This window comes from Leucobacter sp. GX24907 (genome assembly GCF_053567335.1).
In genome coordinates, this window is record NZ_JBSGPD010000002.1 from 275,924 (window position 1) to 301,976 (window position 26,053).

Here is a 26,053-nt window from a genome sequence, read left to right on the forward strand (position 1 = left end):
AGTCCCGAGCTGCCGGCGTCGTTGCCTCGGTCATGGCAATGGATATCGTTCGTCCTGCTCCGCATATCCGAAGAAGTCGCGCTCGAACACAGCACGGGCGCGTCTCGACACGGTCAACCAGCGTTCCTCGATCTCCGAGGTACGCCCTGAGGGCAGACCCAGCACCCCTGCGATGCCCTCGAGGTCGTCTCGATCAACGGGAAGCACATCGGAGACACTGCCTGACCACAGTTTGAGGGCCGACCGCACTGAGCTCGCGAATCTCCATGCGTCCATCAACTGTTCGGCGGCGTCGCCCTCGATGAGATTCTCCTCTACCGCAGCGCCAAGCGCACCGAGTGTCGATACGGTTCTCAGTGCGGCGATCTGGCGGCCGTGACGCAGTTGCAGCAGCTGCACCAGCCATTCGACGTCGCTGATTCCCCCCGGCCCGAGTTTCAGATGGTGCGTCGGGTCGGCTCCGCGCGGCAGACGCTCGGCCTCCATCCGGGCTTTCAGGCGGCGCACCTCGCGCATGTGCTCGGCACCGAAGACTTCCGGGTACCGGATCTCGTCTGCCAGGGCGATGAAATCTGCGCCGAGTTCCGCGTTCCCTGCGATGAACCGGGCGCGGAGCAGCGCCTGCGCTTCCCAGGTCAGAGACCAACGTTCGTAGTAGCTGCGGTATGCCGAGAGACTGCGCGCGAGCGGACCGTTCTTCCCTTCGGGCCTCAGATCGAAGTCGAGGTCCACCGAGAAACGGGGATCGGCGACAAGCCTGCGCAGTTCAGAGATCGTCCGCACTGCTCGCCGAGAAGCGACGTCACCGCTCATCGATTCCGGGGCACGGAACACCGCTACGAGGTCGATATCGGATGCGAATCCCATCTCCCGACCGCCGAATCGACCCATCCCGATGAGCGCGAGCTCGATTCGTTCCTCTGCTGCATCAGTGTCGCCCCGCTGCAGCGCCAGCAACAGCCCCCCGAGCAGGGCGCTGTGCGCCGCATCGAGGCCCCGCGCGACGTCTCGGTCATCGATCACGCCGACGACGCGCCCCATCGCGAGGCGCAACACTTCGCGACGATGCACCGTCCGCAATGCAGCCGCGGCATCCTCAACGTTCGTCCGTCGCGATGCGAGCGAACGCATCTCGTCGATGAGCGACTCGTACGCTGCGGGCTGCAAGAGTGAGCGCCGTTCGAGCCATGCGACGGCATCCGGAATGGTGATGAGCAGCTCGGCGGCGTACCGCGAGTTCGAGAGCACCGTCGTGAGGCGCTCGGCCGCATCGGAACCATCCCGCAACAGTCGCAGATACCAGGGAGTATCGAGGTTCGCCTCACTGACCCTGCGGAAGGCGAGTAGACCGTAGTCGGGATCGGTGCCCGCGGCGAGCCAGCGCAACAGCACCGGCATCAGATTGCGTTGGATCCGCGCCCGTCTCGAGGTCCCCTTCGTGAGAGCGGCCATGTGACGCATGGCGCCGTCAGGGTCTCGGAACCCGATGCTGCTGAGTCGGGCACGAGCTTCGTCGTTGCCGAGCATGAGCTCCTCGTCCGGAAGTTCCGCAACCGCGCTCAGCAGCGGTGCGTAGAAGATCTTGAGGTGCAGCTCTCGCACCTCGCGCTTCGTGCGTTCCCACAGTCGTCGCAGTTCGTCGCCGGTGGGAGCGAGTCGGCTCGACCGAGCCAGCAGGCGGAGTCCATCTTCGTCGAGAGGCATGATGGCGGTGCGACGCAGTTCGCGCAGCTGCAGCCGGTGTTCAAGCACACGCAACCGCCGGTAGTCTTCGGCGAGCCTTTCACCGTCGGATCGGGCCACGTAACCGCCCTCGACGAGCGCACGCAGGGCCGGGAGGGTCCCCCGGAGATGCAGTCGCTCGTCGTACTGACCATGCACGAGCTGCAGCAGCTGGACGCTGAACTCGATGTCGCGCAGGCCCCCTGGCCCGAGCTTGAGCTGCACCTCGAGGTCGTCATCTGCGATGTGCTCGGTGACGCGCTCACGCATGCGCTGCACCGAACCTACGAAGTCTTCTCGCGACGAGGAATCCCACACCATCGGGCGCGTGCGCGCGACCAGCTCGCGACCGAGCTCCAGATCGCCTGCCATCGCACGCGCTTTGAGAAGCGCCTGGAACTCCCAGGTCTTCGCCCAGCGCTCGTAATAGCTCATCATCGACCCGAGTGTGCGCACGAGTGCGCCATGACGACCCTCGGGTCGAAGGTTCGGATCCACCTGCCACAGCGGCGGCTCGAAAGCGGGATCATGGATCGCACGCATGGCTTCACTTGCGAGACGGGTTCCGAGCCTGATCAGGGCATCACCGTCGAGCACTTCTTCGTCGAGCGACCCGACGACGAACATCACGTCGACATCGGAGACGACGTTCAGCTCTTCAGCGCCGCACTTTCCCATGGCGACGACCGCGAGACGCAGAGCGGCAAGCCGTTCCTCGGGCACCGCAGCGCCGGTGAGCCCCGCGACTAGGCCGGCCCGGGCGACGCTGAGTGCGGCTTCGAACGCTGCGTCGGCGAGGCCGGACAGGGCGGTTGCCACGTCCTCGAACGACTCGCCGGGGTCACCTCGGCGTCCCTGTTCCAGGTCGAGGAGCATGGTTTCCGCGAGCAACTCGCGGTATCGCACGCGAAGCGCGTTCCAGCCCGCGTCACCGGAGAGCCCCTCGACCGCGGAACGCAGCTCGCCGATGGCCTCGGATGTGGAGAGGAGGCGTCCACCTCGTCTGAGGATGCCGTCGAGCCTATCCGGGTGCCGAGCAAAGAAGTCGCCCAGTGCGGGAGATGCGCCGATGAGAAGAGCAAGCCGCTCGCCCTGAGTCCGATCCAGGGCCGACACGACATCAGGGTGACGCTCGGCGATATCGCACGATCGTCGCAGCGCCGCGTCCGGATCGGCGGCGAAGGCGAATGACTCGAGCAGGACGCTGGAGGGCACTCCAAGAGTGTCCGCCAGTTCCTCGAGGAGATCCCGCGCTTCGGAGAGCTCTTGGAATCCCGCCCTCGCGAATTCGGAGAGGCTGTGGCGGGCAGCTCCTGGAGTTCGGGCCATGCGTGACGCCTCAGACGGTGTCGAGCATTGAAGCCAGTTCGAACGGAGTCACCTGGTTGCGGTAGGCGGCTACCTCTTGGCGCTTGTCCCGGATCAGGTATGCGAAGACCTGCTCCCCCAGCGTCTCGGCAACGAGCTCTGACCGTTCCATGACCGCGAGCGCATGATCGAGACTCGTCGGCAGCGGATCAAAGCCCATCGCCCGACGCTCACCATCACTGAGTTCCCACACGTTGTTCTCGGCCTCGGGCGGCAGCTCGTACTCCTCTTCGATGCCTTTGAGTCCGGCGGCGAGGAGCACGGAAAATGCGAGATACGGGTTCGCCGCGCTGTCGATCGCACGGTACTCGACACGCGCTGCTCCACTCTTCGCGGGCTTATAACGTGGTACACGCACCAGCGCCGAGCGGTTGAGGTGCCCCCAGCTCACGAACGACGGAGCTTCGTCGCCACCCCAGAGGCGCTTGTAGGAGTTGATGAACTGATTCGTCACGGCGGTGATCTCCGGCGCGTGACGCAGCAGACCAGCCACGAACCGACGCCCGGTTTGGGAGAGCTGATACTCCGCGGCCGGATCGTAGAATGCGTTCGCATCGCCCTCGAAGAGTGACAGATGGGTGTGCATCCCGGAGCCCGGATGCCCGACCAGCGGCTTCGGCATGAAGGTCGCGTGCACGCCTTGCGAGATGGCGACCTCCTTGACCACGGTGCGGAAAGTCATAATGTTGTCGGCCGTCGTGAGCGCATCCGCGTAGCGCAGATCGATCTCGTTCTGACCTGGCCCGGCCTCGTGGTGGCTGAACTCGACCGAGATACCGAGATCCTCGAGCATATTGACACTCTCGCGGCGGAAGTTGTGAGCCGTGCCTCCGGGCACGTTGTCGAAGTATCCGGCACGATCCACCGGCACCGGACCGTCGGGCTTGAAGTCCTTCGACTTCAAGAGGTAGAACTCGATCTCGGGGTGCGTGTAAAAGGTGAAGCCCTGCTCTGCCGCACGGGCGAGCGTCCGCTTCAGCACGTTGCGAGGGTCGGCAACCGCGGGCTCACCGTTCGGCGTACGGATATCGCAGAACATGCGGGCGGTGGGTTCGGTGCTGCTGCGCCACGGCAACAGCTGGAAGGTCGCGGGATCCGGGACTGCGAGCAGGTCTGACTCGTAGGCGCGCGTCAGACCTTCGATCGCGGAGCCGTCGAAGCCGATGCCCTCACTGAACGCGCCCTCGACTTCCGCGGGGGCGAGTGCCACTGATTTCAAGGTGCCAGACACATCGGTGAACCAGAGTCGCACGAATTTCACTCCGCGCTCCTCGATCGTTCGAAGAACGAAATCCCGCTGCTTGCTCACACTCGACCTCCCTACCTTCATGGGCTGACCCCAGACTACTACCGCGCGACTCGTCGTCTCCGCCCGGTGCTAGTCTTCAGCGTCGTCCTCTTCGCGAATCTTCCGCGCTCGTTCGGCGACGACCTCGGGAGCACGTGCGGCTTCCTCACGGCTCTCGAACGGACCGAGGCGATCGATCGAGAGTGATTGCGGCCCGGCCTCGACTTCGCCCGTGCGCGTGTTGTACCAGTAGGTGTCTTGTGGATCGTCGATACCCCAGTCGCGCTTGCTCATGACGGACTCCTCAACCGTTTCGCCGCGGGATTCCGCGTGCGTGATCGCTTCTAGACTAGACCCATGCCTTTCGACACCGACGGACAGCTCATCCCGGGCAGGATCGCGACGCGCAGGCGCGTGCCCGACACCATTCATCGGCCGCCCTACGTGGGTAAGCAAACCCCGCCGCCCTACCTCGGCGACAACACGTATACGGAAGAGGAGATCGCCAGAATCCGCGCCGCGGGTCGCATTGCCTCACAAGCGCTCGACGCCGTCGGCGAGGCGATCCGGCCGGGCATCACGACCGATGAGATCGACCGCATCGCCCACGACTTTGTGGTCGCGCACGGTGCGTACCCGTCGACGCTCGACTACCGCGGGTACCCCAAGTCATGCTGCACCTCGGTGAACGAGGTCGTCTGCCACGGCATTCCCGATGACACAGTGCTGCGCGAGGGCGACATCGTGAATGTCGACATCACCGCCTACCTCAACGGGTTCCACGGCGACACCAACCGCACGTTCCGCGTCGGCACCGTCGCGGAAGAGGTCGAATTGCTGATCGAGCGGACGCACGAGGCCATGATGCGCGGCATCAAGGCGGCGAGGCCCGGACGACAGGTGAACATCATCGGCCGCGTCATCGAGACCTACGCCAAGCGTTTCGGCTACGGCGTCATCCGTGACTTCACCGGGCACGGGGTCGGCTCATCGTTTCACAGCGGCCTCATCATCCCCCACTACGACTCCGCGCCGCTCTATGACGACGTCATCACACCGAACATGGTTTTCACCGTCGAGCCCATGCTCACCCTCGGCACGCATGAGTGGGACCAGTGGGACGATGGCTGGACAGCGGTCACGAAAGATAAGAGCCTGACGGCCCAGTTCGAGCACACGGTCGTGATCCGCGAGAACGGTTACGAGATCCTCACCCTGTCCGACTAGATTCGAGAGAGACCGTTGACTTCGTCCGCACGCTACGATGGAGGGCGGAATGGGTCGGTGAGGCGGTCGCGTCGCGGTACTGCGGTACACGCGCCGAGGAACGTCCGGGCTGCGCAGAGGAGAACGGTGGGTAACGCCCACCCGGGGCAACCCGCGAGAAAGTGCAACAGAGAGCAGACCGCCAGGCTCGGTTCGCCGAATCTGGTAAGGGTGAAAGGGTGGTGTAAGAGACCACCGGCGCTCGTGGCGACACGGGCGGCCAGGTAAACCTCGTTCGCAGCAAGGCCAGACAGCAGGTGATGACGCTCCTCGCCGAGCCTGCGGGTAGGCCGCTAGAGGGTACTGGCAACAGTGCCCCGAGAGAGATGACCGTCACCGATCGGTTCGCCGGTCGGGACAGAACCCGGCGTACGGCCGGCCCATTCCCCCGCTCTCGTTTCTGCCGCATGATTCCGCGGCAGGATGAAGATGAAGACCTCCGCGGACTCGGCATCTCTAGCCCGTAGACACGATCCAGACAGGTTGGCGATTCCGGCTGCCTCACCTGACTCGTCATCGTCGTTTTGTCTCAGCTCCTGCTTGCGGTGCTCTGACACTGCATTCATGATTTCATCAATGCGATCCGGCCAAAGGTGCGTGTAGGTGTTCAGGGTCTCGGTCGCGTCGCGGTGCCCGAGCATTCGATGCACGAGCTTCACATCGGCACCAGAAGCTATCGCAAGCGATGCGGCGATGTGGTGCAGATAGTGAATCGTGAGGCTCACGGCAGCTCGGGCCTTCAGCCACACCTTCAGCGACTTCGGGCGGCCGGTCGGAGATTCTCACCATCGGGTCGGTGAACCGGGGCTGCCGTCTTTGAGTCTGCTGACGCGAAGATCGGCGGGCTTTCCCGGTGCGGAGGACAGCGGTGACCTCTTGACGTAGTTGCCCCCGCCCCTGTAGGTAGCGGGTCTGGTAGATCGTCTCTGACGCCACACGTATCCCTGGATCGCTCGGATAGCCCACTCGCAGGGTACGACTGATCTGTTCCGGAGACTAGAACTCGGAGATCTTCCCCTGCACGCCCGAAGATATGGGCAACGCTCCGCAGAGAGTGGCCGTCACGGGTGAGGTCTCTGATCTGCTCGCGCTCCTCGAGCGAGATGAGACGCGGATGAAGGTTCTGCTGCAGCTTCTCGAACCGGGGCCGGTTGACGAGTACCGTTTGATCGGAATAGATCGTCATACCAGAGGTGCAGTCCGCGATACGGTCGTCTGCATAATGCAGACGGTTGCCGCTTGAGACGCCGCCGCGATCCCAGTCACCGGCGGTTCGGTGGTGCACGCCCGCGATCTGTGCGGCTTCCTTCCTTGGGATGCCGGGCTCGCGGAGCCTGAAGTAGTGCTCCTTCTCAGAGTGCCGCTTGCAACCTGGAGAGCCATGACGACGCATCCCGCGCTCCCGAAGCCGCGGGTACGTGCCCCTCGGATTCAAGCCAAGCTGCCTGGCAGCCTCGGTGTTGTGCTTCAGCTCGGCGAGCAGCGCGAGAAAGTCGGCCTTCTGCTCACCCGTGTACCTCTGCCGAGGTCTGCGTCCAGTGGTCGTCGCGACTCCCGATCGTCTCAGGTGTTGCAACGACCACTGGAACTCACAGGACGCCGCGGGGGCATTTTGTCGTTCTCGGAGGCTCTTCGTGATTACTCGGGGCCGTCGCGATCGGTAGATTGAAAAGCGAGAACTACGCCTATCATCATGTTTGCGAAGCCTGTGAGGTGCACATCTGCCCCGGCCACGGTCGGCACAACGGATAGCACAGAACCCCCGCCGCGCTTAGGCTGGGATCGAGAAGTCGCCTGAACCGGACACGAGTACGTTCCGACTGAAGCAACCCAGGCCCCGCGCGATATCGAGATTGCAAGCGATGAATCGCTCAGCGCGGAAGAAGTCGCCAAGCCCTCGCCACCTCCGGTCAGTGTCGGCAAGCACCGCCCCCTTCGCCGCTGCGCAGGAAGTGCGGAACAAAGACCTAGCGCGGTGACTGCCGCTCCTGTCTCGGCTCCATCGGAGCATCCATGATTGCGAAAGGCACGCCTCCCGCCGAGCCGGTCGAACCTGCCTTGGCCGGTTACCTCGGACGACCGGACCTCGGGTCATCCGGTCGACCCGCCCTCGTCGACCCATCCAGTCACGGAGCGGGCGTCGCTGTCGATTTCCGTTGCGAGGAGATCCGTCGGAGAGACCGTGGGCAGGAACACCACCGATTCGGCGAGTTCTCTGACGGCAGTCTCTCTATCCCGCTCAAATTCCCTCTGCTTCTCCGCTCTCGCTGCGGATTCTCGATGATGAAGCTGCACCCGGGCACTGACTGCGGCGAGCCGTTCGGCGATTACTGCAGCAAGTCCATCGCGCAACTCTTCGAGCGTCGTCTCTTCAATGCGGAGACGACGATCGGCAACACTCAAACGAACCCCGGCATACCCCCTGTCCGCCAAGAAGACGGTAGTTGCATCACCGTGGATCCCGTCAATCTCCCCTGGCTCGGGACGCCTTGTGAAGACGGCCTCCACCACGTACTTCGACGGAGCTTGCTCACTGAAGAGCGTGGCGGGCAACGAGCCGATCATCACCGCGCCCACGCCCAATGCGTTCAGCGGGGTCTCTGAAACGTCCATGCTGTCCTCCAACTACTTCGAAAACGGGACTACCGGCTCGGCCCTCCCAGAGAGGCCCGAGCCACCTGCTGTCCCCTAGGGCCCTGACCTCTTCACGAATCGCCGGCGGATGAACCCGAGGAGGAGTGTGCCGATGAGCAGCACGATCCCGATGATGCCCAGCCAGACCAGGCCCTTAATGGCAAAACCCACTACCGTGAGGATGGCCCAAAGAACGAGAAGAATAATAATCAAGGCCCACATAGCGCCACCATACGCCTGAATTGGCCGCCGAAACCAAAGTCACAGGAAGAGGTCGTCGCCCTGCGGCGCGACTGTCCAGATGAGGCTGCTCCGTCAAGCTGTGAAGCGCACATGTTGCCGGCGTAGCGTGAGTTCCGCTGGACCTCGAGTCGCACATTGGAGTGCCGCCCGACCACAGCTCCGACCATCGTTCGACTTCCGCCAGTAGGGACACTTAGGACGTGCTTCAGTACGTTCGCAATGGAAGCAGGTGCGGCTCATGTCGACCCCACAGACCCCTCGTCTCAACGGCCTCAGCCCGGTCATGCCGACACGGGCGAAAGTCGGCGATTTTCCACCCATCACCAAGGCGTACACGCGCGTCTCGCAGACGGTACGGCAGTCAGGCCTTCTCGAACGCGCACCATGGTTCTACGTCACCGTCGGTTCAGCACTCGTTCTGGCGCTCGGGGGCGCGATCACGGGTTTCGTCCTGCTCGAGGTAAGCTGGTTCCAACTCCTGATCGCAGCGGCACTCGGCATCGTCTTCACGCAAATCGCGTTTCTCGCGCACGAAGCGGCACACCGCCAGATCCTGGCCCTTGGACCGGCGAACGATCGTCTCGCCCGGATCCTCGCGGGTCTCGTGGGGATGAGCTATTCGTGGTGGGATTCGAAGCACTCCCGTCATCACTCGAACCCGAACCGTATCGGTAAAGACCCCGATATCGAAGCCGACACGATCTCTTTCATAGAGGAAGACGCTGCCCGGTCCCGCGGCTTGCAGCGAGCGATCACCCGCCGTCAGGGCTGGCTGTTCTTCCCGTTGCTCACCCTGGAAGGTATGAACCTGCACGTTCAAAGCCTTCGACATCTACTGAGCCGAGGTCCGATACAGGGACGCTGGTACGAACTCGGAATCATCCTTGCCCGCTTCGTCGTGCTGCTCACCCCCGTGTTTCTGCTCCTGCCGCTGGGCATGGCCTTTGCATTCTTCGGGGTGCAGTTGGCTGTCTTCGGCGTCTACATGGGGGCCTCATTCGCCCCGAATCACAAGGGGATGCCTGTGATCGACAAAGATGCAAGACTCGACTTCTTCACGAAGCAGGTGCGAACGTCCCGCAATATCCAGGGCGGCTGGTGGGCAACCTGGCTAATGGGTGGCCTCAACTACCAGGTAGAACATCATCTCTTCCCGAGCATGTCACGCCCATTCCTCGCGAAAGCCCGTGTCATTGTTCGCGAGCATTGTTCGGTACTCGCAGTTCCCTACACCGAGGTGTCGTTGTTCCGCTCGTATGCCGCAGTGATCGAGTACCTCAACCGAGTCGGACTCGCAGCTCGGGACCCGTTCGAGTGCCCGATCGCGGCGCAGTACGGTCGCGCACGATAAATACTAGCTCTCGCGGATTGAAGAGACGCCGCAACGGTTCCTGTCGCAGCCCTCGCGCGTGCAAACCGATCTATCACGTAGATCTGGATGGTATAGCGTCCGATCACGCTCTGTTCGCATGGTCGCTCCTCTCGACCTGGGGAGCATAGGCCCGGCAGCCGACATCTGAGCGTGACGGCGAGCTTCCTCAGACACGATAGCGCTACACACTGCTTCGTGCCTGTGACATTGATGCGCCTCGAAACTGAGGCTGTTTCGCCTGATCAGGCGAAAGCTATGCATGCTCCTGACTTCTCGTGCGATTCAATGGAATAGTCACTCAGGAAAACCCGGCGTACGGCCGGCCCATTCCCCCTCTACCCGAACGAATCGGCGACGGTGCGGCTACACTCACCAGCATGATCACGGCCAGTCTCATATTCGCGGCGCTCGCCGCCGCCCTCCACGTATATATCTTCTACATGGAGTCGATCGCCTGGACGAGCAAGCGCGTCCGCGCAACGTTCGGCACTACCGAGGCGGAAGCCGCGGCCACCCGGGAGATGGCTTTCAATCAGGGCTTCTACAACCTGTTTCTCGCGATCATCACCGGGATCGGTATCGTCTGCGTGCTGATCGGCGAGCTCGGCGCGGGTACCGCGCTCGTGTTCGCCGGTACCGGGTCGATGCTCGCGGCAGCCCTCGTGCTGTGGGTCACCTCTCCAGACAAGCGCCGTGCCGCGGCCACCCAGGGACTGTTCCCGTTGCTCAGCGTTTTACTGCTCGTGGGCGGGATGCTGCTCGAGGGCTAGCCCGCAGGCGTTCACTCCGCGACGCGTACGAGGATCGCGCCCGAACCCGGACAGAATACGATCTCGTCGGGCGCCGCCGCCCGGATCGTCGCGAGTTCACCCGGGGCGAGCGTCATATTGCTGCCCTCCGAGACATCACCGCGAAGTCGTGCGGCGCCAAGCCCGGTGCGCGCACGAGTCTCTTCATACAGCTCGAGTACGTCGCGCTGCAGCTCGGCCGCGAGACCCTCGCGTTCGTCCGAAGTGCGGGCGCTCTCGGCGTCGATCCGTGCCTGCTCACTCGAGATGGTGGTCGCGAGCTCGCTTCGCCGGCCCTCGATCTGCGCGAGCGACTGCTCGGCCTCGGCGAAACTCACTTGGGCCGCTTCGATCGTCTCCATTGCTTCAAGCTGACGGTCCTCGAGCTCGTTCTGACGGCGCGCGAGCAGTTCGAGCTCGCCCTGCAACGCCTGGGCCTCCTTCGCCGCCGTACTGGCGGCGAGCAATTGCTCGTCGCGTACACGACGATCGCCGACGAGTCGCACATCGGCCTCGATCCGCTCGAGTTCCGCCTGTTGAGAGTCGAGTCCGCGCTGCGCCTCCATGAACCGTGCACGGGCGGCAGCGTGATCCTCGTCGAGCGCAGCGTAGTCGTCGAGTTCAGGAATCTGCTGGCGCTGCCGCCGCAGACGCGCGCCCCTGGTGTCCAACTCCTGCAGGTCGAGCAGCAGTTGCTGCTGGCGGGGGCTCGCTTTCATGTTCCCCACGATAGCGGCTCAGACCTCCGACCGCGCACCGACGGAGAAATCCCACGGATCGGTTCGACGCGAGCTGACCCGGAAATCGACACCGGGCAGTGCGGCACGCAGTCGAGCCGCCGCTCCATCGAGCCAGAGCGACTCGCTGGCCCAGTGCGCGATATCGATGAGCGCGGGCCCGCCGCGTACGGCGGAGAGCTCCCGCGAGTCCTGCGCAGGGTGGTGTCGCAGGTCGCTCGTCACGTACACATCTGCGGCTCGCACGCGCGGGTGATCGAGCAAGCTGTCTCCAGCACCTCCGAGCAACGCCACGTGCTGTACCAGCTGCTCCGGATCGCCCGAGACTCGGGCACCGCTCACCGTCGGCGGCAGCGTGTCGGCTAGCTGCTCCGCGAAGGCTCTGAGCGGGATCGGCTCCCGAAGCATCCCCACGCGTCCGATGCCACCGGCATCGTCGCCGAGCAGCGCGTGGCCACGGGCGGACGCCACAATCGCTTCGGAGTGCTCGAGGCCGAGTCGCTCGCCGATCACGTCGGAGACACCGTCGCGAGGCTGATCGGCGTTCGTGTGCGCGGCGAAGAGGGCGCAGCCCGCGCGGATCAGCCGGGCGAGCAGCGCGCCCTTCGCCGTGTCTTCAGCGACCGTATGGATACCGCGCAGCAGCAGCGGGTGGTGCACGAACAGCGCGTCAGCTCCCCAGTCGATCGCCTCGTCGACAGTGGCCGACACTGCGTCGACGGCGAGCAGCACTCGGCGGAGCGGCGTGTCGCCGGAACCGGAGACCAGGCCGACACGATCCCAGTCTTCCGCGGTTTCCCCCGGCCACATCGTCTCGGCGACGCGGACGAGGTCATGCAGGGCGAACGTCTCGGTCACGATTACCTCCTGAGCAGCCTGCGCGAAAGTACGTTGCCGAGCAGCTGCGCGATCTGCACGATCAAGAGAATGAAGAACAGCGAGGCCCAAGTCACCCAGGGATTGTTCTGCCGGAAGCCGTACTGCAGCGTGAAGTCACCGATGCCACCAGCGCCGATGACGCCGGCCATCGCGGTCATGTCGACGACCGCGATGAATGCGAAGGTGTATCCGAGCACGAGCGGGCCGAGCCCCTCGGGAATCAGGACGGTGATCAGGATCCTCATCGGTCCCGCACCCATCGCACGGGCGGCCTCGATGACCCCGGGAGGCACGGTGAGCAGGTTCTGCTCCACAAGTCTCGCGATACCCAGCGAAGCCGCCACCGAGAGCGCGAAGATCATCGCAGGGGTGCCGATCCCCGAACCGAGCACGAATCTCGCCACCGGAATGAGTGCGAAGAGCAGAATGATGAATGGGATGGGGCGGAACAGGTTCACGAGGAAGTTCAGCACCCAGTAGATCGGGCGGTTCTCGAGTATGCCCCCCTGTCGCGTGACGGTGAGCGTCACCCCGAGCACGAGTCCGACGAGACCACCGATCGGCATCGCGAAGGCGAGGAAGATGAGGGTCTCGCCGACCGCTTCGAGCAGTTGCGGCCACAGTTCGATGAGACGTTCCATCAGCTGAGCACCTCCAGCTCGAGCTCGGGTCGTGCACGAAGATCCCCGAGAGCTGCGGTGACATCGGCTGCCTCACCGATGAGCTCGAGGGTCACACGCCCGAAACTCCGACCGCCGACTTCGGTGACGCCACCGTGCACGATGCTGACACCGACGCGGCTCTCCGCGAGCGTACGGAACACCACCGGTTGGTCGACGCCGCCATCGCGGAAAGTCACGGAGACGAGTGCTCCGCGATGGTGTTCGCGGAGACGTTCGAGGTGCTCCGCGACCGGTTCGGTGGGCAGCGCGGTGGCCGCGAAGCGGCGTGCAGTGGACGTCTGCGGGAGTGAGAAGACATCGAAGACGTCGCCCTGTTCAACCGCACGTCCCCGGTCCATGACGGTCACCCGGTCTGCGATCTCACGGACGACCTCCATCTCGTGCGTGATGAGCATGATCGTAATGCCGAACTCGCGGTTCACACGCTGCAGGAGCGCAAGCACTTCCTGAGAGGTTTCCGGGTCGAGCGCACTCGTGGCCTCATCCGCCAGCAGCAATCCGGGATTCGTCGCGAGTGCTCGCGCGATACCGACGCGCTGCTTCTGCCCGCCCGACAACTGGTCGGCGAATGCATCTGATTTATCCGACAGGCCGACGAAGTCGAGCAGTTCGCTCACCCGATGCTTGCGTTCGCTCGCAGGCATGCCGGCGACTATGAGCGGATACTCCACGTTCTTCGCCACGTTCCGAGAGTGGAAGAGGTTGAACTGCTGGAAGATCATGCCGATCCCACTGCGCACGTCGCGGAGCCTGCGCTCAGACATGCCGGTGATCTCGTGCTCACCCACCATGATCGTGCCGGAGCTTGCCCGCTCGAGCCCGTTCACGAGGCGCAACAGGGTGCTCTTCCCCGCACCCGAATAGCCGATGACGGCGTGTATCTCGCCCGGTGCGACGGCGATGGAGACGTCATCGACCGCGACCACCGGTTCGGCTCCCCTCCCTCTGCCGGGATAGTGCTTGCCGACCCCGTTGAGCTGTACGCGCGTCATCCGGGTCTCCTTCCGCTTCTGACCGCGATCAAGTGTATGCGGTCGATGCGCGAAGCCCCGCCGCGGACGGATATCCGTTCGGACGGGGCTTCGACGATCGCATGCTACTTCTGGTCGCGGTAATCCTCTTCTGCCTGAGCGAGGATGTCGGCGAGCTCGTCCTGCGGCACAGACACCGGTACGGCGCTGTCACCGATGTAGTCCTGGAACGCGGCCTGCACATTTTCGTCGTTCTGGAAGATGTCGACCAGCTTCAAGTAGGTCGGGTTGTCCTTGTCTTCCGCGCGCGCAGCGAAGATGTTGATGTACGGCTGCGCGGCCTCATCCTCGGCGCTGTCAGCTGCGAGGGAGTCCTCCCACTTCAGGCCGTTCGGCTCGACATAGTCATTGTTGACGACGCCGGCATCGACGTCGGGCAGTCCGGCCGGAATCAGTTCGGCGTTCAGGGCCTGGACCGAGACCTTCGACTTATCTGCGATGACGTCGGCGGCGGTCGATGATGAGTTGCCGCCATCCTTGAGCTCGACGAGGCCGAGCTTCTGCAGCAGGAGCAGCGCGCGGGCGCCGTTGCTCACATCGTTCGGTACCGCGACGGTGCCGCCCTCTGGGATGTCTTCGATGCTGTCGTGCTTATCGGAGAAAACGTTCATCGGGTAGGTCGCGGTCGAACCGATGGCAACGAGGTCGTCGTCGGCGTCGACATTGTGCGCGGCGAGATACGCGATGTGCTGGAACTGGTTGAGCTCGAGGTCACCATCGCTCACGAGCGGGTTCGGCACCGGGTACTCGCTGAAATCAACGATCTCGACGTCGATGCCCTCCTCAGCAGCTGCGTCGACGTATGCATCCCAGTAGGGCTGGCCACCGGGAACCACGCCGATGCGCACAGTCTCGGTTGCCTCTTCGCCGCCATCAGCCGAGTCGGAGCCGGCACAGCCGACGAGCGACACGGAGAGAGCGAGTGCGGTGATGGACGCGGCGAGCACGCCGCGCTTTCTGATGAAGGACATGATTCCTCTTCGATCGGGAACAGGTGCGAATACGATCGGACCCGGGGGTGGTCGGGACGATCAACGCATACAACTGTGCCTCATCCGCCGACGAACGCCCAATTGTGTGTCGCTCTGTAACAGCTGCGGATCGTGCGCGGCGCGGGCGCGAACGCAGGCCGTCATGGGATACTTGACGGAGGAAGACCGGAATCGCCTCGGCGGAACGCCGAATCGCGCTCCTGACACGGGAAAGGACCCTCCGTTCACATGACCCAGCACGCAGATGCTCATCTCGAGGCGTGGAAGACCAAGCAGGAGCTCGCGGAACGGATGATTCCGCGGATCGGCCAGCTGTACCGCGACCACGACGTGGTCCTCTCGGTGCACGGCCGAAGCCTCATCGGCCGCTCGTCGATCGATATCATCCGCGCTCATCGCTTCGCTCGCAAGATCGATGAGGTGGAGCTGCCGCTCGAAGAGACCTCGGCCATTGTCGAGGCGCTCGCCGAGATTCAGCCCGGCCCGGTGTCGCTTGATCTTGCGCTCGTCGCGAAGGGGTTCCGCGACTCCGAGGAGACGGACCTGGGCGCGTACCTCCGGGAGCAGCTGGGCAGCATCGTCGACGGCGCCCCGACCGATGGCACCGACGTCGTGCTGTACGGCTTCGGTCGCATCGGACGTCTGCTCGCACGCATCATCATCGACCACTCGGGCAGCGGGAACACGCTGAATCTGCGGGCGATCGTCGTGCGCAAGGGCGCGGAGAACGACTTGGAGAAGCGCGCAAACCTCTTGCGCCGCGATTCTGTGCACGGTCCGTTCAACGGCACGATCACGGTCCTCGAAGAGGAGAACGCCATCCTCGCGAACGGCGTACGCATCCAGGTGATCTACTCGGATGATCCGTCGACCGTTGATTACACCGAGTACGGCATCAACAACGCGATCCTCGTGGACAATACGGGCCGCTGGCGCGATGAAGCGGGTCTCAGTCAGCATCTTCGCCCCGGTATCTCGCGCGTACTGCTCACAGCGCCGGGCAAGGGCGAGCTCCTCAACATCGTGTACGGGGTGAACAACGACCGCATCACCGATGATCACCGCATCCTGAGCGCGGCCTCCTGCACCACGAACGCGATTACCCCGGTACTCAAGGTGATCAACGACACCTACGGGGTCAAGATGGGGCACGTCGAGACCGTGCACTCCTACACCAATGATCAGAACCTGATCGACAACTTCCACAAGGGCGATCGTCGCGGACGCTCTGCCGCGCTCAACATGGTGTTGGCGGAGACCGGCGCCGCGAAGGCCGTCGCCAAGGCGCTGCCGGAGCTCGAGGGCAAGCTGACCGGTAACGCAATCCGCGTTCCTACGCCAAACGTCTCCATGGCGATCCTGAATCTCCAGCTCGAGCAGGAGACTTCGAAGGAGGAGCTCAACGCGCTCCTGCGTCAGGTGTCCCTTACGGGCGCACTCCGCACTCAGATCGACTACGTGGAGTCCCCTGAGATCGTCTCGAGCGATTTCGTGGGAGCCAACCGTGCCGGCATCGTCGACGGTCTCGCGACCATCGTCACCGGCAACACCGCAGTGGTCTACGTCTGGTACGACAACGAGTTCGGGTACAGCTGCCAGGTGGTACGCATCATCGAGCAGCTGACCGGCACGCACCCGGCGCAGATTCCTGCACGCAACGCCTGAATCCATCCCTCGAAGAAAGGCAAGAAGATGTCAGAGAAGATCATCATCGGAGTCGACGGCTCGGAGCAGAGCCGCGTCGCCCTCGCCTGGGGCCTGGCACGCGCAACGGAACGGGGCGCTGCCGTCGAATTGCTCCATGTCGCCGACGATTCGTTCCTGTCGGAGAGCGTGGCCTTCCTCTCTGAGGCGCAGGAAGCATCGCAGCAGATGCTCGACAGCGAATGCGCCTACGCGAAGAGCCTGGGCTTCGAGGGTGAGATCAGCGGAACGGCAGTAGTGGGCCATCCGATCGCCGAGGTCGAGGAGGCATCCAAGCGCGCCGACCTCATCGTGCTCGGTGCGCACAATGGAAGCCGCCTCGCGGGTTCGTTCTTCGGCACTCGTGCGGTGAAGGTGGCCGCAGTGGCGCACTGCCCGGTCGCGGTGATTCCTCGTGCGGAGCCGACTCCCGGCGCAGGCATCGTCGTCGGTATCGATGGTTCCGATGCCGCCAAGCAGGCCATCGCCTACGCCGCCGAGGAGGCGTCGCGCCGTCAGGTTCCCCTCACCGCTGTGTATGCCTGGCTGCCCCCGCTGACTCCCGGTCTCGAGTACCTCTGGAGCGAGGAACTCGTGGAGTCGCAGCGCACCGCTGCCGAGGAAGCGATCGCCATCGGCACCGCCGGTCTCGCCGAACGCTACCCCGACCTGCAGCTGCGCCGAGAGATCGTGCAGGCTCCTCCGGTGACCGCGCTGCTGCAGGCTGCCGAGGGTGCCGAGTTGCTCGTCGTCGGTAGCCGAGGCCGTGGTGGGATCTCGCGTTTGCTCCTGGGCTCCGTGAGCCACGGAGTACTGCAGTCGCTTCCCTGCCCGACGCTCGTCACTCGCGGCTAGCGATCGATTTACGGGGGATGTCGGAGGTGGGAATCCGCATCGATCGAGTCGTTACACGGGGGTCTCTGGAGTTTTCCGGACGCTCGATCGAGCTCGAGAATAATGTGTGGATCGTCGGTGATGACGAGGAAGTCGTCGTCATCGATGCCGCCCACGACGCCGAGGCGATCGTGGGCGGTGTCGATGGTCGCCGTGTCTCAGCGATCCTGCTCACGCACGGCCACTGGGATCACATCAATATGGCTCCCGAGCTCTCGCGTCTGCTCGATGCTCCGCTCCACCTGCACCCTGACGACGGCTTCCTCTGGGATGGCCGTTACGATGGTGCGCCGGATCACGCTCTCGTCGCAGGCGGATCCATCGAGGTCGCGGGCATCTCGTTGTCGGTGATCCACACGCCGGGGCACACGCCGGGATCGGTGTCTTTCTCTGCACCAGCGCTCGGCACCGTTTTCACGGGTGACACCCTCTTCAACGGCGGCCCAGGTGCGACTCGCTGGGAGTACAGCAGCTTCCCCCAGATCATGGACTCGATCAACGGGACGCTCTTCTCGCTTCCCCATGAGTTCGAGGCCTTCCCGGGGCACGGCGATACGACAACGCTCGCCGATGAGCACACCCGACTCCGGGACTGGGTGGGTCGCGGCTGCCGCGGACCGGTGAAGCAGCGCGCGTGAGCACTTCAGGACTGTTTTCGGCCATGCGCTCGGGGCCGGTGGTGCTCGACGGCGGACTTGGCACGCACCTTGAAGCCCGCGGGAACTCGGTCGCTTCAGCGCTGTGGTCGGCCGAGATCCTGCGCGATCGCCCCGAGGAGGTACAAGCCGCTCATCTCGATTTCTTCGCCGCTGGCGCACGAGTTGCGATCACGGCGAGTTATCAGGTCACGTACGAGGGCCTCGCGTCGATCGGAATCACCGCAGAAGAGACGAATGAGCTTCTCGTGCGTAGCGTGCGTCTGGCGCAGCAGGCGCGTGCTGACGCTGGGCTCTCCCCCGATGAGGCCTGGGTGGCGGCCTCGGTCGGACCGTACGGCGCCTCACCGGGCTCGGGCACGGAGTACGACGGTGCATATGAAATGAGCGTCGATGAGCTCCGCGAGTGGCACCGCCCCCGACTGCAGGTGCTCGACGCCGCAGGAGCAGACGCGATCTTGGCGGAGACCGTTCCCTCACTCCTTGAGGTCGAAGCGCTCTGCGCGGAGTTCTCCGACCTCAACACTCCAGCGATGCTGAGCGTCACCGTTGAGGGTGGTGAGCTCCGTGATGGCTCCTCGCTGCAGGATCTTGCGCGCATCGTGACAGATGCGGCTTCGGTGCAGGCTCTCGGCATCAACTGCTCGTCGATTCCCGATGCCGGCGACGCACTTGCGTTCCTGTCGAAGGCATACACAGGGCCGCTCATCGTCTACCCCAACAGCGGCGAAACTTGGGATGCCGAGGCACGGGTCTGGCGGGGGGCGAGCCAGACCATCGACGCGTCAGTCGAACGCTGGATCGAGTCCGGCGCCTCGCTCATCGGAGGCTGCTGTCGTGTCGGCACAGATGACATCGGGCGGCTCGCCCGACGGCTTACTGAGTCCCGGCGTTGATCGTCGCTGTCTCGATGGCTCCCTCTGCGGACTCGCCCCCGTTGATGATCTCGAGATAGCGTCCGTCGTCGATGAGCGTCTTCAGCGCCTCGCGCGCGTGCTCGCCGAGTTCCGCGCCCTTGGGCATCGGGAAGCCGTAGGGAACGGTATCGAAGGTGCCTCCCGCGGCGACCAGTTCACCCGAGAGCTTCGAGATGGCATCGACCGTGATCGGGGAATCGGCAGTGAACGCGTCCGCATTCCCGAGCACGACAGCGTTCGTGACCTCGGGCTGTCCGACGAAGGGCAGAATCTCGATCGGATCCTTACCGTCCTCGACGCACTTGTCGCTCCGGGCCGGCAACTCTTCCAGGTGCTGGGTACCCGCCTTCATGACGGCCACGGTGAGACCGCACGCGTTATCGGGGTCGACATTCTCCCCCTTACGGGTCGCCCATAACGAACCCGCCTCGTAGTAGTTCAGGAAGTCGACGACCTGCTGTCGTTCGACCGTATCGCCGAAGGAACCGACACCGAGATCAATCTCTCCCCCTTCGATCCGGGGCAGGATGCTGTCGAACTCAAGAATGGTCCACTCAACGTCCAGATCGAGCTCGTCGGCGATCGCCACAACGAGGTCGACGGCCCAGCCTGTGGGTTCCCCGTCCTCGGTCTTGAACTCATTCGGCGGGTAGTCGACAATCGTGCCCACCCGCAGCACACCCGATTCTTGGATCTCATCCCACGTGCGTGCTTCGGCAGAGGTCTGCTCGGTCTGGGAGTCTTCTGCGGGAACATCGGTGTTGGTGCACCCGGTGAGTGCGAGGGCCGCAATAGCTGCGGCTGACAGTAGGTGGCGGAGCTTCATCAGGCTCGGTCTCTTCCGTTTCGGGGTGGTCTATTCAGGACAGGTCTCGTGCATTGCGGCCGATGGCGGCCATCGCTTCAGGTACTCGGAGTGTGAATAAGGTCGAGGATCTCATCACTGCGATCGCGAAATTCTGGGCGACGGGCATCAGTCAAGGAGCGGGGTCGCGCAAAAGGAACGTCGACGATCCGCTGCACCCGACCGGGGCGCGGGGTCATGACCACGACGCGATCACTCGTGACGACCGCCTCTTCGATGTCGTGGGTGACGAGCACCACGGTGAGGCGATGCTGCTCCCACACCTCGAGGAGCAGCTCCTGCATAGTGCGCCGCGTGAGCGAATCGAGCGCGCCGAAGGGCTCGTCCATCAGAAGCACCTCAGGCCCGTAACTGAGCGATCGAGCAAGAGCGACGCGCTGCTGCATGCCGCCGGAGAGCTCAGACGGGTATGACCGTTCGAAGCCTTCGAGGCCCACGAGACCCAGGAACTCCCGGGCGCGGTCAGCGCGATCACGCCGGCTCAGGCCGGGCTCGTCTTGGAGGGCGAACTCGACGTTCCGCTGCACGGTGAGCCACGGCATCAGTGTGGCCTGTTGGAAGACGACCCCGCGATCCCGACCCGGACCTGTGACCAGATTCCCGCTGACCTCGATCGAACCGGAGCTGGGTTCTTCCAGGCCTGCAATGAGGGACAGAAGCGTCGATTTACCGCACCCCGAGGCTCCGACTACCGAGACGAACTCGTTCTCGGCAACCGCGAGGGTCGTGCCCTCAAGTGCAACGACGTCTCCGAAGCGCTTGCTGAGGTCATCGACCCTGATCTTCAGGGAGCTGCTCAAAGGTCCACTCATGATCGACCCTCCCGGTAGGCGAAGAACCGGCGCCCGGCGGCTCGCATCGCCTGATCAAGGATCAAGCCGAGCAGACCGAGTACCAGCACATAACCGATGATGATGTCGGTGTTGAAGAATCGCTGCGCCACTGTGATGCGGAATCCCATGCCGCTCTGCGCCGCAACCAACTCCGCAACGACAAGCCAGGTCCAGGCCCAGCCGAGCGTGACGCGTAGGGCATCCCAGATGCTGGGCATCGCCGATGGCACGACAATGCGTACGAGCAGACGAGCCCGATTCAAACCGAGCGTTTCTCCGAGACTGATGAGACCCCGCGGCGTACGCCGCACCGCATCGGCAACCATGAGTACCTGCTGGAAGAAGGTGCCCATCCAGATGATCAAGAACTTCTGACTCTCATCGATACCGACCCACACGATGGTGAGCGGCACGAACGCGACGACGGGCATATAGCGGATGAAGTCCATCAGCGGTTCGAGCGCAGCCTCGGCCCGTGCGCTCACTCCCATGAGCGTGCCGATGGGCATTGCCATCACGGTCGCCAGGACGAACCCGACGCCGATGCGGTATGCGCTCGTGCCGATGTCGCTCCAGAGCTCGCCGTTCGCCGATTGCTCTCCGAGTGCGCCGAGCACTTTGAGCGGGCCCGGGAGGAACATCTCGTCGACGAGCCCGCTTGCGCCGGCGGCCCACCAGACCGCGATCAGGATCGCGAAGGTCGCAATCGAAGTCGCCAGGTATGCCGGACGAGAGAGTCGTTCTCCGATGCGTGCTCTGCGTGTCATCGTGCGTTACAGATCATCGTGGTGCTCGGTCACAGGTCCACCTACTCCGGGAGGTATTCCGACCGGATCGCGCTCTCGGCATCGATATCTTCAGAGATCAGCCCGATCTCGCGCGCTACCTCGGTGAGGGCGGGCAGCGTTTCGCTGAGGTACTCCCCCGTGAGAAGGTCGTGGTTCTCAGCGACCGTGTAGTACTGGACGCCGTCGAATGCAGTCTCGAGGTCATCGACGCTCGACCCGACCCCGCTCGCGATAATCGCGCGAGCCTCTTCGGTGTGCTCACCGTAGTAGGCGACCGCGTCATCCCAGGCCCCGAGCACCTCGGTGACCTCTTCGGGACGCTCCTCGAGAACCTCGTTGCGCACTACAAGCACGTCGGTGATGAGGCCGGGGAACTCCCCCGCAGTCGCGATGGACTCAACGCCCTTGTCTGCGGAAACAGCCTCGCTGATGTAGGGCTCGTAGGTGACCCCGGCATCCACCTGACCGGCGAGCAGCATGGGGGCCACCTGATCAGCGGAAGCCTCGACAGCCTCGATGTCGGAGAAGTCGAGCCCAGCCTCGGTCAGCGCTTCGGCCAGGAGGATCTCGCTCGTTGCACCGCGCTCGAACGCGACCTGCTTCCCCTTGAGATCCTCCACAGAGTCAACCGCGCTATCTGCGCTGAGGATCGCATCGGCCTCCGTGGCCGAATCAAGCATCAGCACGATCGAGACGTCGAGCCCCTGCTCGATGAACTGCAGCGCCGCCTGCGCACCCACATTCGCCATATCGAGGTTCTTCGACACGAGCGCGGCGTTGACGCTGGCGTCGTCATTGAAGCTGGAGAGCTCCACCTCGATACCGCGATCGGCGTAGAACCCCTGATCTTCAGCCACGTACCACTGGCCGTATCCCAGCCAGGGCTGCGTTCCCATCGTGATCGCCTCGGAGGAGCCGCCTGCCGCATCGGAGTCCGAGCCTGCGCCACCGCTCGCGCAGCCGCTCAGGGCCAATACACAAGCGGCCGTCGCCGCGGCGGTGATGGAGATTCTGCGGAAGGTGCGAGTGGTCACGTGTGCCCCTAGTGTCAAGCCGGTTCCTAGGCGCGGAGGTCGCCGCGCAACCCTCCCATCTTACGGCAGAACCGCCGGCGAGGCGGCCAGGCCGATCAACCAGGCCCGGGCCCCTCGCTTGGCGCTGCTCACAGTGAAGGGTGAGCCGGCTCCGGCACCTCAAGACCGAGGAGAGCATTCTCGACGACTTCCATGAGGGCTGGGTGAATCCAGTACTGCGCACGAGCCGCAGTATGGGCATCGATGCCCATACTCATCGCCATGATGATCGGTTGGATCAGGTTCGATGCTTGGTAGCCCATGACTTGGGCGCCCAGAATCTCGCCGGAGCGCCGATCCGCGATGACCTTGCAGAGCCCGGTTTCATCCTCCATAGCCCACCCGTACGCGGTATCACCGTATCGCTGCACTTTCACAGTGACGTGCTCGGCGCCGATCTGCTCCGCCGCCTGCTGCGCGCCGATACCGACCGTTGCGAGCTCCGGCTCGGTGAATACCGCTGCCGGAATCGGTCGGTCGCCTGGTCCACGCAACGAGGCACTACTTCCTCCCTGGCGCCCGGGCCCCTGCTCGAGGTTGTGCACGACGACGCGTGCTTCGTAGTTCGCAACATGCTTGAGCTGCGCGGCGGAGCAAATGTCTCCAAGCGCGTATACGCCCTCGACCGGCTCACCGCCGGCTGTCACCCGTTGGAACTCATCGACAGCGAGGCGTCCATCAGGGTGCAGGTCGAGTCCGGCCTCTTCGGCCCCGATCAGGTCCGTGTTCGGGCGACGCCCCGTCGCGAGCAGCACGATATCGACTTCGACGGGCTGATCCTCACCCCCGACTTCGACGAGCAGCGTCCCATCGCTCCCCTGTCTGATTGCGCGCAACGGTCGACCGAGACGCACGTCCCAGTGCGCAGAGGCGGCCGCGGTGAACGCCAGGCTCATGTCGTCATCGAGTGTCTTCATGAGGCGGTCGCCTCGCACGAACTGCACGACCTCGGACCCGAGACCCGAGAAGACGCCGGCGAACTCGCACGCAATGAAGCCTGCACCGATCACGGCAACGCGAGGCGGGAGCGAGTCAAGCCGCATCACAGTGTCAGAGGTGTGCACGCCCGGCAGGTCCACCCCGGGCACCTCCGGACGAACCGCACGCGAGCCGGCAGCGATGACCAGCTGCTCAGGCTCCACACGAGTCCCATCGGCCGCAACGAACGCACGCAGGCCATCAAGCTTGACCATCTGCTCGATGAGCTCCACATGGTCGAGCTCCTCGTCACGATAGCGTCGCCCGCCGGCCGAGATCGGATCGATCCTTCCGAAAATACGATCTCGGATCGACGCCCAGTCGACATGCTCGGTGTGCATCGTGACTCCGAGCCGTGCAGCTTCCTGCGGCGTGCGTGCGAGCATCGCCGGGCGCACGAACATCTTGGTGGGGATGCACCCCACGTTGAGGCAGGTACCGCCGAACACGCCGCCCTCGGCGATGACGACCTGTTTGTCGTCCCAGAAGGGCGTGATCAGCGAGTTACCTGATCCCGATCCGATGATCGCGAGGTCGGGGGCGAGCAGAGCAGACGAGTTGGTCATGGTGCCATGCTAGCTCGGGAGAAACCGGGAAACCGCAGGGCGGCTCGGATCATTATGGGTGGGCCCTGCCGGGATCGAACCGACGACATCCACGGTGTAAACGTGGCGCTCTACCAGCTGAGCTAAAGGCCCTCGCTCGTGCAAGACGAACTCGACCAGCTTAGCGGACGTTTGGTGCTCCGAGCACATTCCGGAGCTCGACGACGTACGTGTCGATCGTTGCCCGTGCAGCCGCGACCGAGGCCGTGTCGACTTCAGGGCGGTTGAGGTAGCCGTGAATGGTCCCGGTTTGGATGAACGACTGGTTCGGAACACCCGCGGCGTCGAGTTGTTCGGCGAACTGCTCCGCTGATGCTCGGAGGTCGTCTGCTTCGGCATTGACGATGACGGTAGGCGGCAGCACGGAGAGGTTCGCCGTCGGTGCCTCCCCCACGACTCTGGGTGTCAACCGGTAGCCGGCTTGGCAAGCAGCAGTATTTGCGACGGGAGCCTCCGCACCCGCATCTCCCAAGTAGAAGTTGTACATCTCTGCGACTCGGTCGGCACCGAACTGTCGTCGCGGCTCGAGCCCAGCGGTCAGCAGGGTGATGCCTTCGTCGGCCCGCTGCGTGCGATGCAGGGTCGGGTACTGCAGCAGGAGAGCCGCAGGCTGCGCCTCGAAGTCGCCGCCGACTGCCGCGCACTCGGCCACCGTCAGCGCGGCCTCCGTGGCGAGGTGCCCTCCGGCACTCGCCCCTCCGATGGCGATCGGTCCCTGTACGTTGCCGAGTACCCAGCGCAAGGCCGCGGTCACGTCGTTGGCCGGTGCCGGAGCCTTCACCCGGTCGCTCGCAAGCGCGTAGTCGACCGCATAGACGCGGAGTCCCGCTTCCGCGAGGCGCGACGATACCCAGTCGGATTCCGGCCACTCGAGATCACCGTGGATGAATGAGCCTCCGTGCGCCCACACCAAGGTTCCCCAGGGCTCGGCAGACGGCTCATACCGTCGCACGAGCACCTCTGCCGAGCCGATGCGATTGGGCAGGAATCCGTCAGAGACGATGCTCGCCGCGGGCCCGGGTACGAGCAGGTCTTCGGTCGTGTACGCACCGCCGCCTGTATGGGGCGCGGTGCCCGTTCCGGTGTCCAGAAGCGCCTCCTCAGCGATCGATCGGCCTGTCTCCGTTGACAACGGTAAGGCCGGGGCCGCGCTCTCGACCCCGCATCCCGCCAGCATGACGGCGAGTGATGCCGCGAGCAGCGGATACACCCGCCGCATGTCTAGTTGAGCTCGGCGAGTGCCTCGCGGTAGGCGCCGAAGTCGCGCGCCTCACCGGGGGCCGTCTCGAACGATGCGAGCACCCGACGATCCTCACCGATGATGAGCGTGGCGCGAGTCGCGATCCCCCGCTCTTCGATGAACACGCCGTACTGCCGGGCGACCTGACCGTGCGGCCAGAAGTCGGACAGAATCGAGAACTCGTAGCCTTCCTGTTCGGCCCAGGCGCGGAGGGCGTGCACCGAGTCCACCGAGATGCCGAGCAGGCGTACTTTGCTGTCCGCGAAAATCGAGAGGTTGTCGCGCAGCTCGCACAGTTCCCCCGTGCAGATTCCTGAGAATGCGAGCGGGAAGAAGACGAGCGCGACCGGGCCCTCGGAAACAAGATCGGAGAGGGTCAGTTCTTCGCCATGCTGATCGGACAGTGTGAAATCGGGCGCCTGTACGCCGGCCTGCAGCACCATTAAGGACTCCTTTTCCAGCGCGACGCGCCAGTCGAAACGTGGATGCACACACATTATCGAGCAAATTCGCGAATC

General features: G+C 64.1%; 23 protein-coding genes, 1 tRNA gene and 1 other RNA gene. 8 read left to right on the plus strand and 17 right to left on the minus strand.

All coding sequences use genetic code 11. The features are described 5' to 3' along the window. Window positions 1-30: 30 nt before the first annotated feature. The 3 genes from ACUYV6_RS04165 to ACUYV6_RS04175 all read right to left on the minus strand — a co-directional run bounded on the left by ACUYV6_RS04165 (window position 31) and on the right by ACUYV6_RS04175 (window position 4,672). On the minus strand, window positions 31-3,051 hold the full coding sequence (locus tag ACUYV6_RS04165; protein ID WP_449277384.1) for a bifunctional [glutamine synthetase] adenylyltransferase/[glutamine synthetase]-adenylyl-L-tyrosine phosphorylase: 3,021 nt from the start codon (window positions 3,049-3,051) through the stop codon (window positions 31-33). A gap of 10 nt (window positions 3,052-3,061) precedes the next feature. Further along, window positions 3,062-4,399 (minus strand): type I glutamate--ammonia ligase, encoded by a 1,338-nt coding sequence (gene glnA, locus ACUYV6_RS04170; protein ID WP_449277385.1) that lies wholly within the window; start codon window positions 4,397-4,399, stop codon window positions 3,062-3,064. 69 nt (window positions 4,400-4,468) lie between these two features. Further along, window positions 4,469-4,672, minus strand: coding sequence for a methionine aminopeptidase (locus tag ACUYV6_RS04175; RefSeq protein WP_449277386.1), 204 nt, complete (start codon window positions 4,670-4,672; stop codon window positions 4,469-4,471). 63 nt (window positions 4,673-4,735) lie between these two features. Here ACUYV6_RS04175 and map point away from each other — a divergent pair, with 63 nt between their 5' ends. Both map and rnpB read left to right on the plus strand, forming a co-directional pair. After that, entirely contained in the window at window positions 4,736-5,605 is an 870-nt protein-coding gene (map, locus tag ACUYV6_RS04180) for a type I methionyl aminopeptidase (protein WP_449277387.1), read from the plus strand. A gap of 50 nt (window positions 5,606-5,655) precedes the next feature. Beyond that, window positions 5,656-6,031: RNase P RNA component class A (rnpB, locus tag ACUYV6_RS04185), an RNA gene on the plus strand. A 1,704-nt stretch (window positions 6,032-7,735) separates the two neighbouring features. On the opposite strand, the gene ACUYV6_RS04190 is transcribed toward rnpB, so the two are convergent. Then, window positions 7,736-8,257, minus strand: a complete 522-nt coding sequence (locus ACUYV6_RS04190) for a hypothetical protein (protein ID WP_449277388.1) — start codon at window positions 8,255-8,257, stop codon at window positions 7,736-7,738. A 502-nt stretch (window positions 8,258-8,759) separates the two neighbouring features. On the opposite strand from ACUYV6_RS04190, the gene ACUYV6_RS04195 reads away from it, so the two are divergent. Then, complete coding sequence (locus ACUYV6_RS04195) at window positions 8,760-9,872, plus strand: fatty acid desaturase family protein (protein WP_449277389.1); 1,113 nt, start codon at window positions 8,760-8,762, stop codon at window positions 9,870-9,872. Window positions 9,873-10,270: 398 nt separating this feature from the next. Further along, window positions 10,271-10,663, plus strand: coding sequence for a DUF1304 domain-containing protein (locus tag ACUYV6_RS04200; RefSeq protein WP_449277390.1), 393 nt, complete (start codon window positions 10,271-10,273; stop codon window positions 10,661-10,663). A gap of 11 nt (window positions 10,664-10,674) precedes the next feature. On the opposite strand, the gene ACUYV6_RS04205 is transcribed toward ACUYV6_RS04200, so the two are convergent. The 5 genes from ACUYV6_RS04205 to ACUYV6_RS04225 all read right to left on the minus strand — a co-directional run bounded on the left by ACUYV6_RS04205 (window position 10,675) and on the right by ACUYV6_RS04225 (window position 14,982). Beyond that, window positions 10,675-11,400, minus strand: coding sequence for a zinc ribbon domain-containing protein (locus tag ACUYV6_RS04205; protein WP_449277391.1), 726 nt, complete (start codon window positions 11,398-11,400; stop codon window positions 10,675-10,677). 18 nt (window positions 11,401-11,418) lie between these two features. After that, window positions 11,419-12,276, minus strand: coding sequence for a Nif3-like dinuclear metal center hexameric protein (locus tag ACUYV6_RS04210; RefSeq protein WP_449277392.1), 858 nt, complete (start codon window positions 12,274-12,276; stop codon window positions 11,419-11,421). 2 nt (window positions 12,277-12,278) lie between these two features. After that, the gene (locus ACUYV6_RS04215) at window positions 12,279-12,938 is read right to left on the minus strand and encodes a methionine ABC transporter permease (RefSeq protein WP_449277393.1); all 660 of its coding nucleotides are present in this window, start codon (window positions 12,936-12,938) and stop codon (window positions 12,279-12,281) included. Continuing rightward, window positions 12,938-13,972, minus strand: coding sequence for a methionine ABC transporter ATP-binding protein (locus ACUYV6_RS04220; protein WP_449277394.1), 1,035 nt, complete (start codon window positions 13,970-13,972; stop codon window positions 12,938-12,940). The genes ACUYV6_RS04215 and ACUYV6_RS04220 overlap by 1 nt, the downstream gene beginning before the upstream one ends. Before the next feature lie 104 nt (window positions 13,973-14,076). Beyond that, window positions 14,077-14,982 carry a MetQ/NlpA family ABC transporter substrate-binding protein gene (locus ACUYV6_RS04225; RefSeq protein WP_449277395.1) on the minus strand — a complete coding sequence of 302 codons (906 nt, stop codon included), beginning with the start codon at window positions 14,980-14,982 and terminating at the stop codon, window positions 14,077-14,079. A 249-nt stretch (window positions 14,983-15,231) separates the two neighbouring features. Here ACUYV6_RS04225 and ACUYV6_RS04230 point away from each other — a divergent pair, with 249 nt between their 5' ends. Genes ACUYV6_RS04230 through mmuM form a run of 4 tightly spaced genes read left to right on the plus strand, consistent with a single transcriptional unit; the run spans window position 15,232 to window position 19,132 of the window. Continuing rightward, window positions 15,232-16,668 carry a glyceraldehyde-3-phosphate dehydrogenase gene (locus tag ACUYV6_RS04230; protein WP_449277396.1) on the plus strand — a complete coding sequence of 479 codons (1,437 nt, stop codon included), beginning with the start codon at window positions 15,232-15,234 and terminating at the stop codon, window positions 16,666-16,668. Window positions 16,669-16,695: 27 nt separating this feature from the next. After that, window positions 16,696-17,541, plus strand: a complete 846-nt coding sequence (locus ACUYV6_RS04235; protein ID WP_449277397.1) for a universal stress protein — start codon at window positions 16,696-16,698, stop codon at window positions 17,539-17,541. A gap of 17 nt (window positions 17,542-17,558) precedes the next feature. Then, on the plus strand, window positions 17,559-18,218 hold the full coding sequence (locus tag ACUYV6_RS04240) for an MBL fold metallo-hydrolase (RefSeq protein WP_449277398.1): 660 nt from the start codon (window positions 17,559-17,561) through the stop codon (window positions 18,216-18,218). Next, window positions 18,215-19,132, plus strand: coding sequence for a homocysteine S-methyltransferase (gene mmuM, locus ACUYV6_RS04245; RefSeq protein ID WP_449277399.1), 918 nt, complete (start codon window positions 18,215-18,217; stop codon window positions 19,130-19,132). The genes ACUYV6_RS04240 and mmuM overlap by 4 nt, the downstream gene beginning before the upstream one ends. Here mmuM and ACUYV6_RS04250 read toward each other — a convergent pair. The 8 genes from ACUYV6_RS04250 to ACUYV6_RS04285 form a co-directional block, all read right to left on the minus strand. Continuing rightward, window positions 19,113-19,979 (minus strand): transporter substrate-binding domain-containing protein, encoded by an 867-nt coding sequence (locus tag ACUYV6_RS04250; protein WP_449277400.1) that lies wholly within the window; start codon window positions 19,977-19,979, stop codon window positions 19,113-19,115. The two genes, mmuM and ACUYV6_RS04250, sit on opposite strands and share 20 nt — an antisense overlap. Before the next feature lie 77 nt (window positions 19,980-20,056). Next, a complete protein-coding gene (locus ACUYV6_RS04255) occupies window positions 20,057-20,830 on the minus strand; it encodes an ABC transporter ATP-binding protein (protein ID WP_449277401.1) in 774 nt (257 codons plus the stop codon). Beyond that, window positions 20,827-21,618, minus strand: coding sequence for an ABC transporter permease (locus ACUYV6_RS04260; protein WP_449277402.1), 792 nt, complete (start codon window positions 21,616-21,618; stop codon window positions 20,827-20,829). Before ACUYV6_RS04260 ends, ACUYV6_RS04255 begins: the two co-directional genes overlap by 4 nt. A gap of 41 nt (window positions 21,619-21,659) precedes the next feature. After that, a complete protein-coding gene (locus ACUYV6_RS04265) occupies window positions 21,660-22,673 on the minus strand; it encodes an ABC transporter substrate-binding protein (RefSeq protein ID WP_449277403.1) in 1,014 nt (337 codons plus the stop codon). A gap of 128 nt (window positions 22,674-22,801) precedes the next feature. Continuing rightward, window positions 22,802-24,256, minus strand: a complete 1,455-nt coding sequence (locus ACUYV6_RS04270; protein ID WP_449277404.1) for a mycothione reductase — start codon at window positions 24,254-24,256, stop codon at window positions 22,802-22,804. 59 nt (window positions 24,257-24,315) lie between these two features. Then, window positions 24,316-24,388: transfer RNA gene (locus tag ACUYV6_RS04275), tRNA-Val, on the minus strand. A gap of 28 nt (window positions 24,389-24,416) precedes the next feature. Beyond that, on the minus strand, window positions 24,417-25,514 hold the full coding sequence (locus ACUYV6_RS04280) for an alpha/beta hydrolase (RefSeq protein ID WP_449277405.1): 1,098 nt from the start codon (window positions 25,512-25,514) through the stop codon (window positions 24,417-24,419). A 2-nt stretch (window positions 25,515-25,516) separates the two neighbouring features. After that, window positions 25,517-25,978 carry a peroxiredoxin gene (locus ACUYV6_RS04285; protein WP_449277406.1) on the minus strand — a complete coding sequence of 154 codons (462 nt, stop codon included), beginning with the start codon at window positions 25,976-25,978 and terminating at the stop codon, window positions 25,517-25,519. Window positions 25,979-26,053 lie beyond the last annotated feature (75 nt).

Excerpts from the sequence above, each read along its gene's own strand:
- ACUYV6_RS04250 (WP_449277400.1), bottom strand. The coding sequence starts at position 19,979 with ATGAAGCTCCGCCACCTACTGTCAGCCGCAGCTATTGCGGCCCTCGCA.
- ACUYV6_RS04220 (WP_449277394.1), bottom strand. The coding sequence starts at position 13,972 with ATGACGCGCGTACAGCTCAACGGGGTCGGCAAGCACTATCCCGGCAGA.
- ACUYV6_RS04280 (WP_449277405.1), bottom strand. The coding sequence starts at position 25,514 with ATGCGGCGGGTGTATCCGCTGCTCGCGGCATCACTCGCCGTCATGCTG.
- ACUYV6_RS04175 (WP_449277386.1), bottom strand. The coding sequence starts at position 4,672 with ATGAGCAAGCGCGACTGGGGTATCGACGATCCACAAGACACCTACTGG.
- ACUYV6_RS04225 (WP_449277395.1), bottom strand. The coding sequence starts at position 14,982 with ATGTCCTTCATCAGAAAGCGCGGCGTGCTCGCCGCGTCCATCACCGCA.
- map (WP_449277387.1), top strand. The coding sequence starts at position 4,736 with ATGCCTTTCGACACCGACGGACAGCTCATCCCGGGCAGGATCGCGACG.
- ACUYV6_RS04200 (WP_449277390.1), top strand. The coding sequence starts at position 10,271 with ATGATCACGGCCAGTCTCATATTCGCGGCGCTCGCCGCCGCCCTCCAC.
- ACUYV6_RS04215 (WP_449277393.1), bottom strand. The coding sequence starts at position 12,938 with ATGGAACGTCTCATCGAACTGTGGCCGCAACTGCTCGAAGCGGTCGGC.
- ACUYV6_RS04235 (WP_449277397.1), top strand. The coding sequence starts at position 16,696 with ATGTCAGAGAAGATCATCATCGGAGTCGACGGCTCGGAGCAGAGCCGC.
- ACUYV6_RS04165 (WP_449277384.1), bottom strand. The coding sequence starts at position 3,051 with ATGGCCCGAACTCCAGGAGCTGCCCGCCACAGCCTCTCCGAATTCGCG.
- ACUYV6_RS04255 (WP_449277401.1), bottom strand. The coding sequence starts at position 20,830 with ATGAGTGGACCTTTGAGCAGCTCCCTGAAGATCAGGGTCGATGACCTC.
- ACUYV6_RS04190 (WP_449277388.1), bottom strand. The coding sequence starts at position 8,257 with ATGGACGTTTCAGAGACCCCGCTGAACGCATTGGGCGTGGGCGCGGTG.
- ACUYV6_RS04195 (WP_449277389.1), top strand. The coding sequence starts at position 8,760 with ATGTCGACCCCACAGACCCCTCGTCTCAACGGCCTCAGCCCGGTCATG.
- ACUYV6_RS04205 (WP_449277391.1), bottom strand. The coding sequence starts at position 11,400 with ATGAAAGCGAGCCCCCGCCAGCAGCAACTGCTGCTCGACCTGCAGGAG.
- ACUYV6_RS04260 (WP_449277402.1), bottom strand. The coding sequence starts at position 21,618 with ATGACACGCAGAGCACGCATCGGAGAACGACTCTCTCGTCCGGCATAC.
- ACUYV6_RS04230 (WP_449277396.1), top strand. The coding sequence starts at position 15,232 with ATGACCCAGCACGCAGATGCTCATCTCGAGGCGTGGAAGACCAAGCAG.
- ACUYV6_RS04240 (WP_449277398.1), top strand. The coding sequence starts at position 17,559 with ATGTCGGAGGTGGGAATCCGCATCGATCGAGTCGTTACACGGGGGTCT.
- ACUYV6_RS04270 (WP_449277404.1), bottom strand. The coding sequence starts at position 24,256 with ATGACCAACTCGTCTGCTCTGCTCGCCCCCGACCTCGCGATCATCGGA.
- ACUYV6_RS04285 (WP_449277406.1), bottom strand. The coding sequence starts at position 25,978 with ATGGTGCTGCAGGCCGGCGTACAGGCGCCCGATTTCACACTGTCCGAT.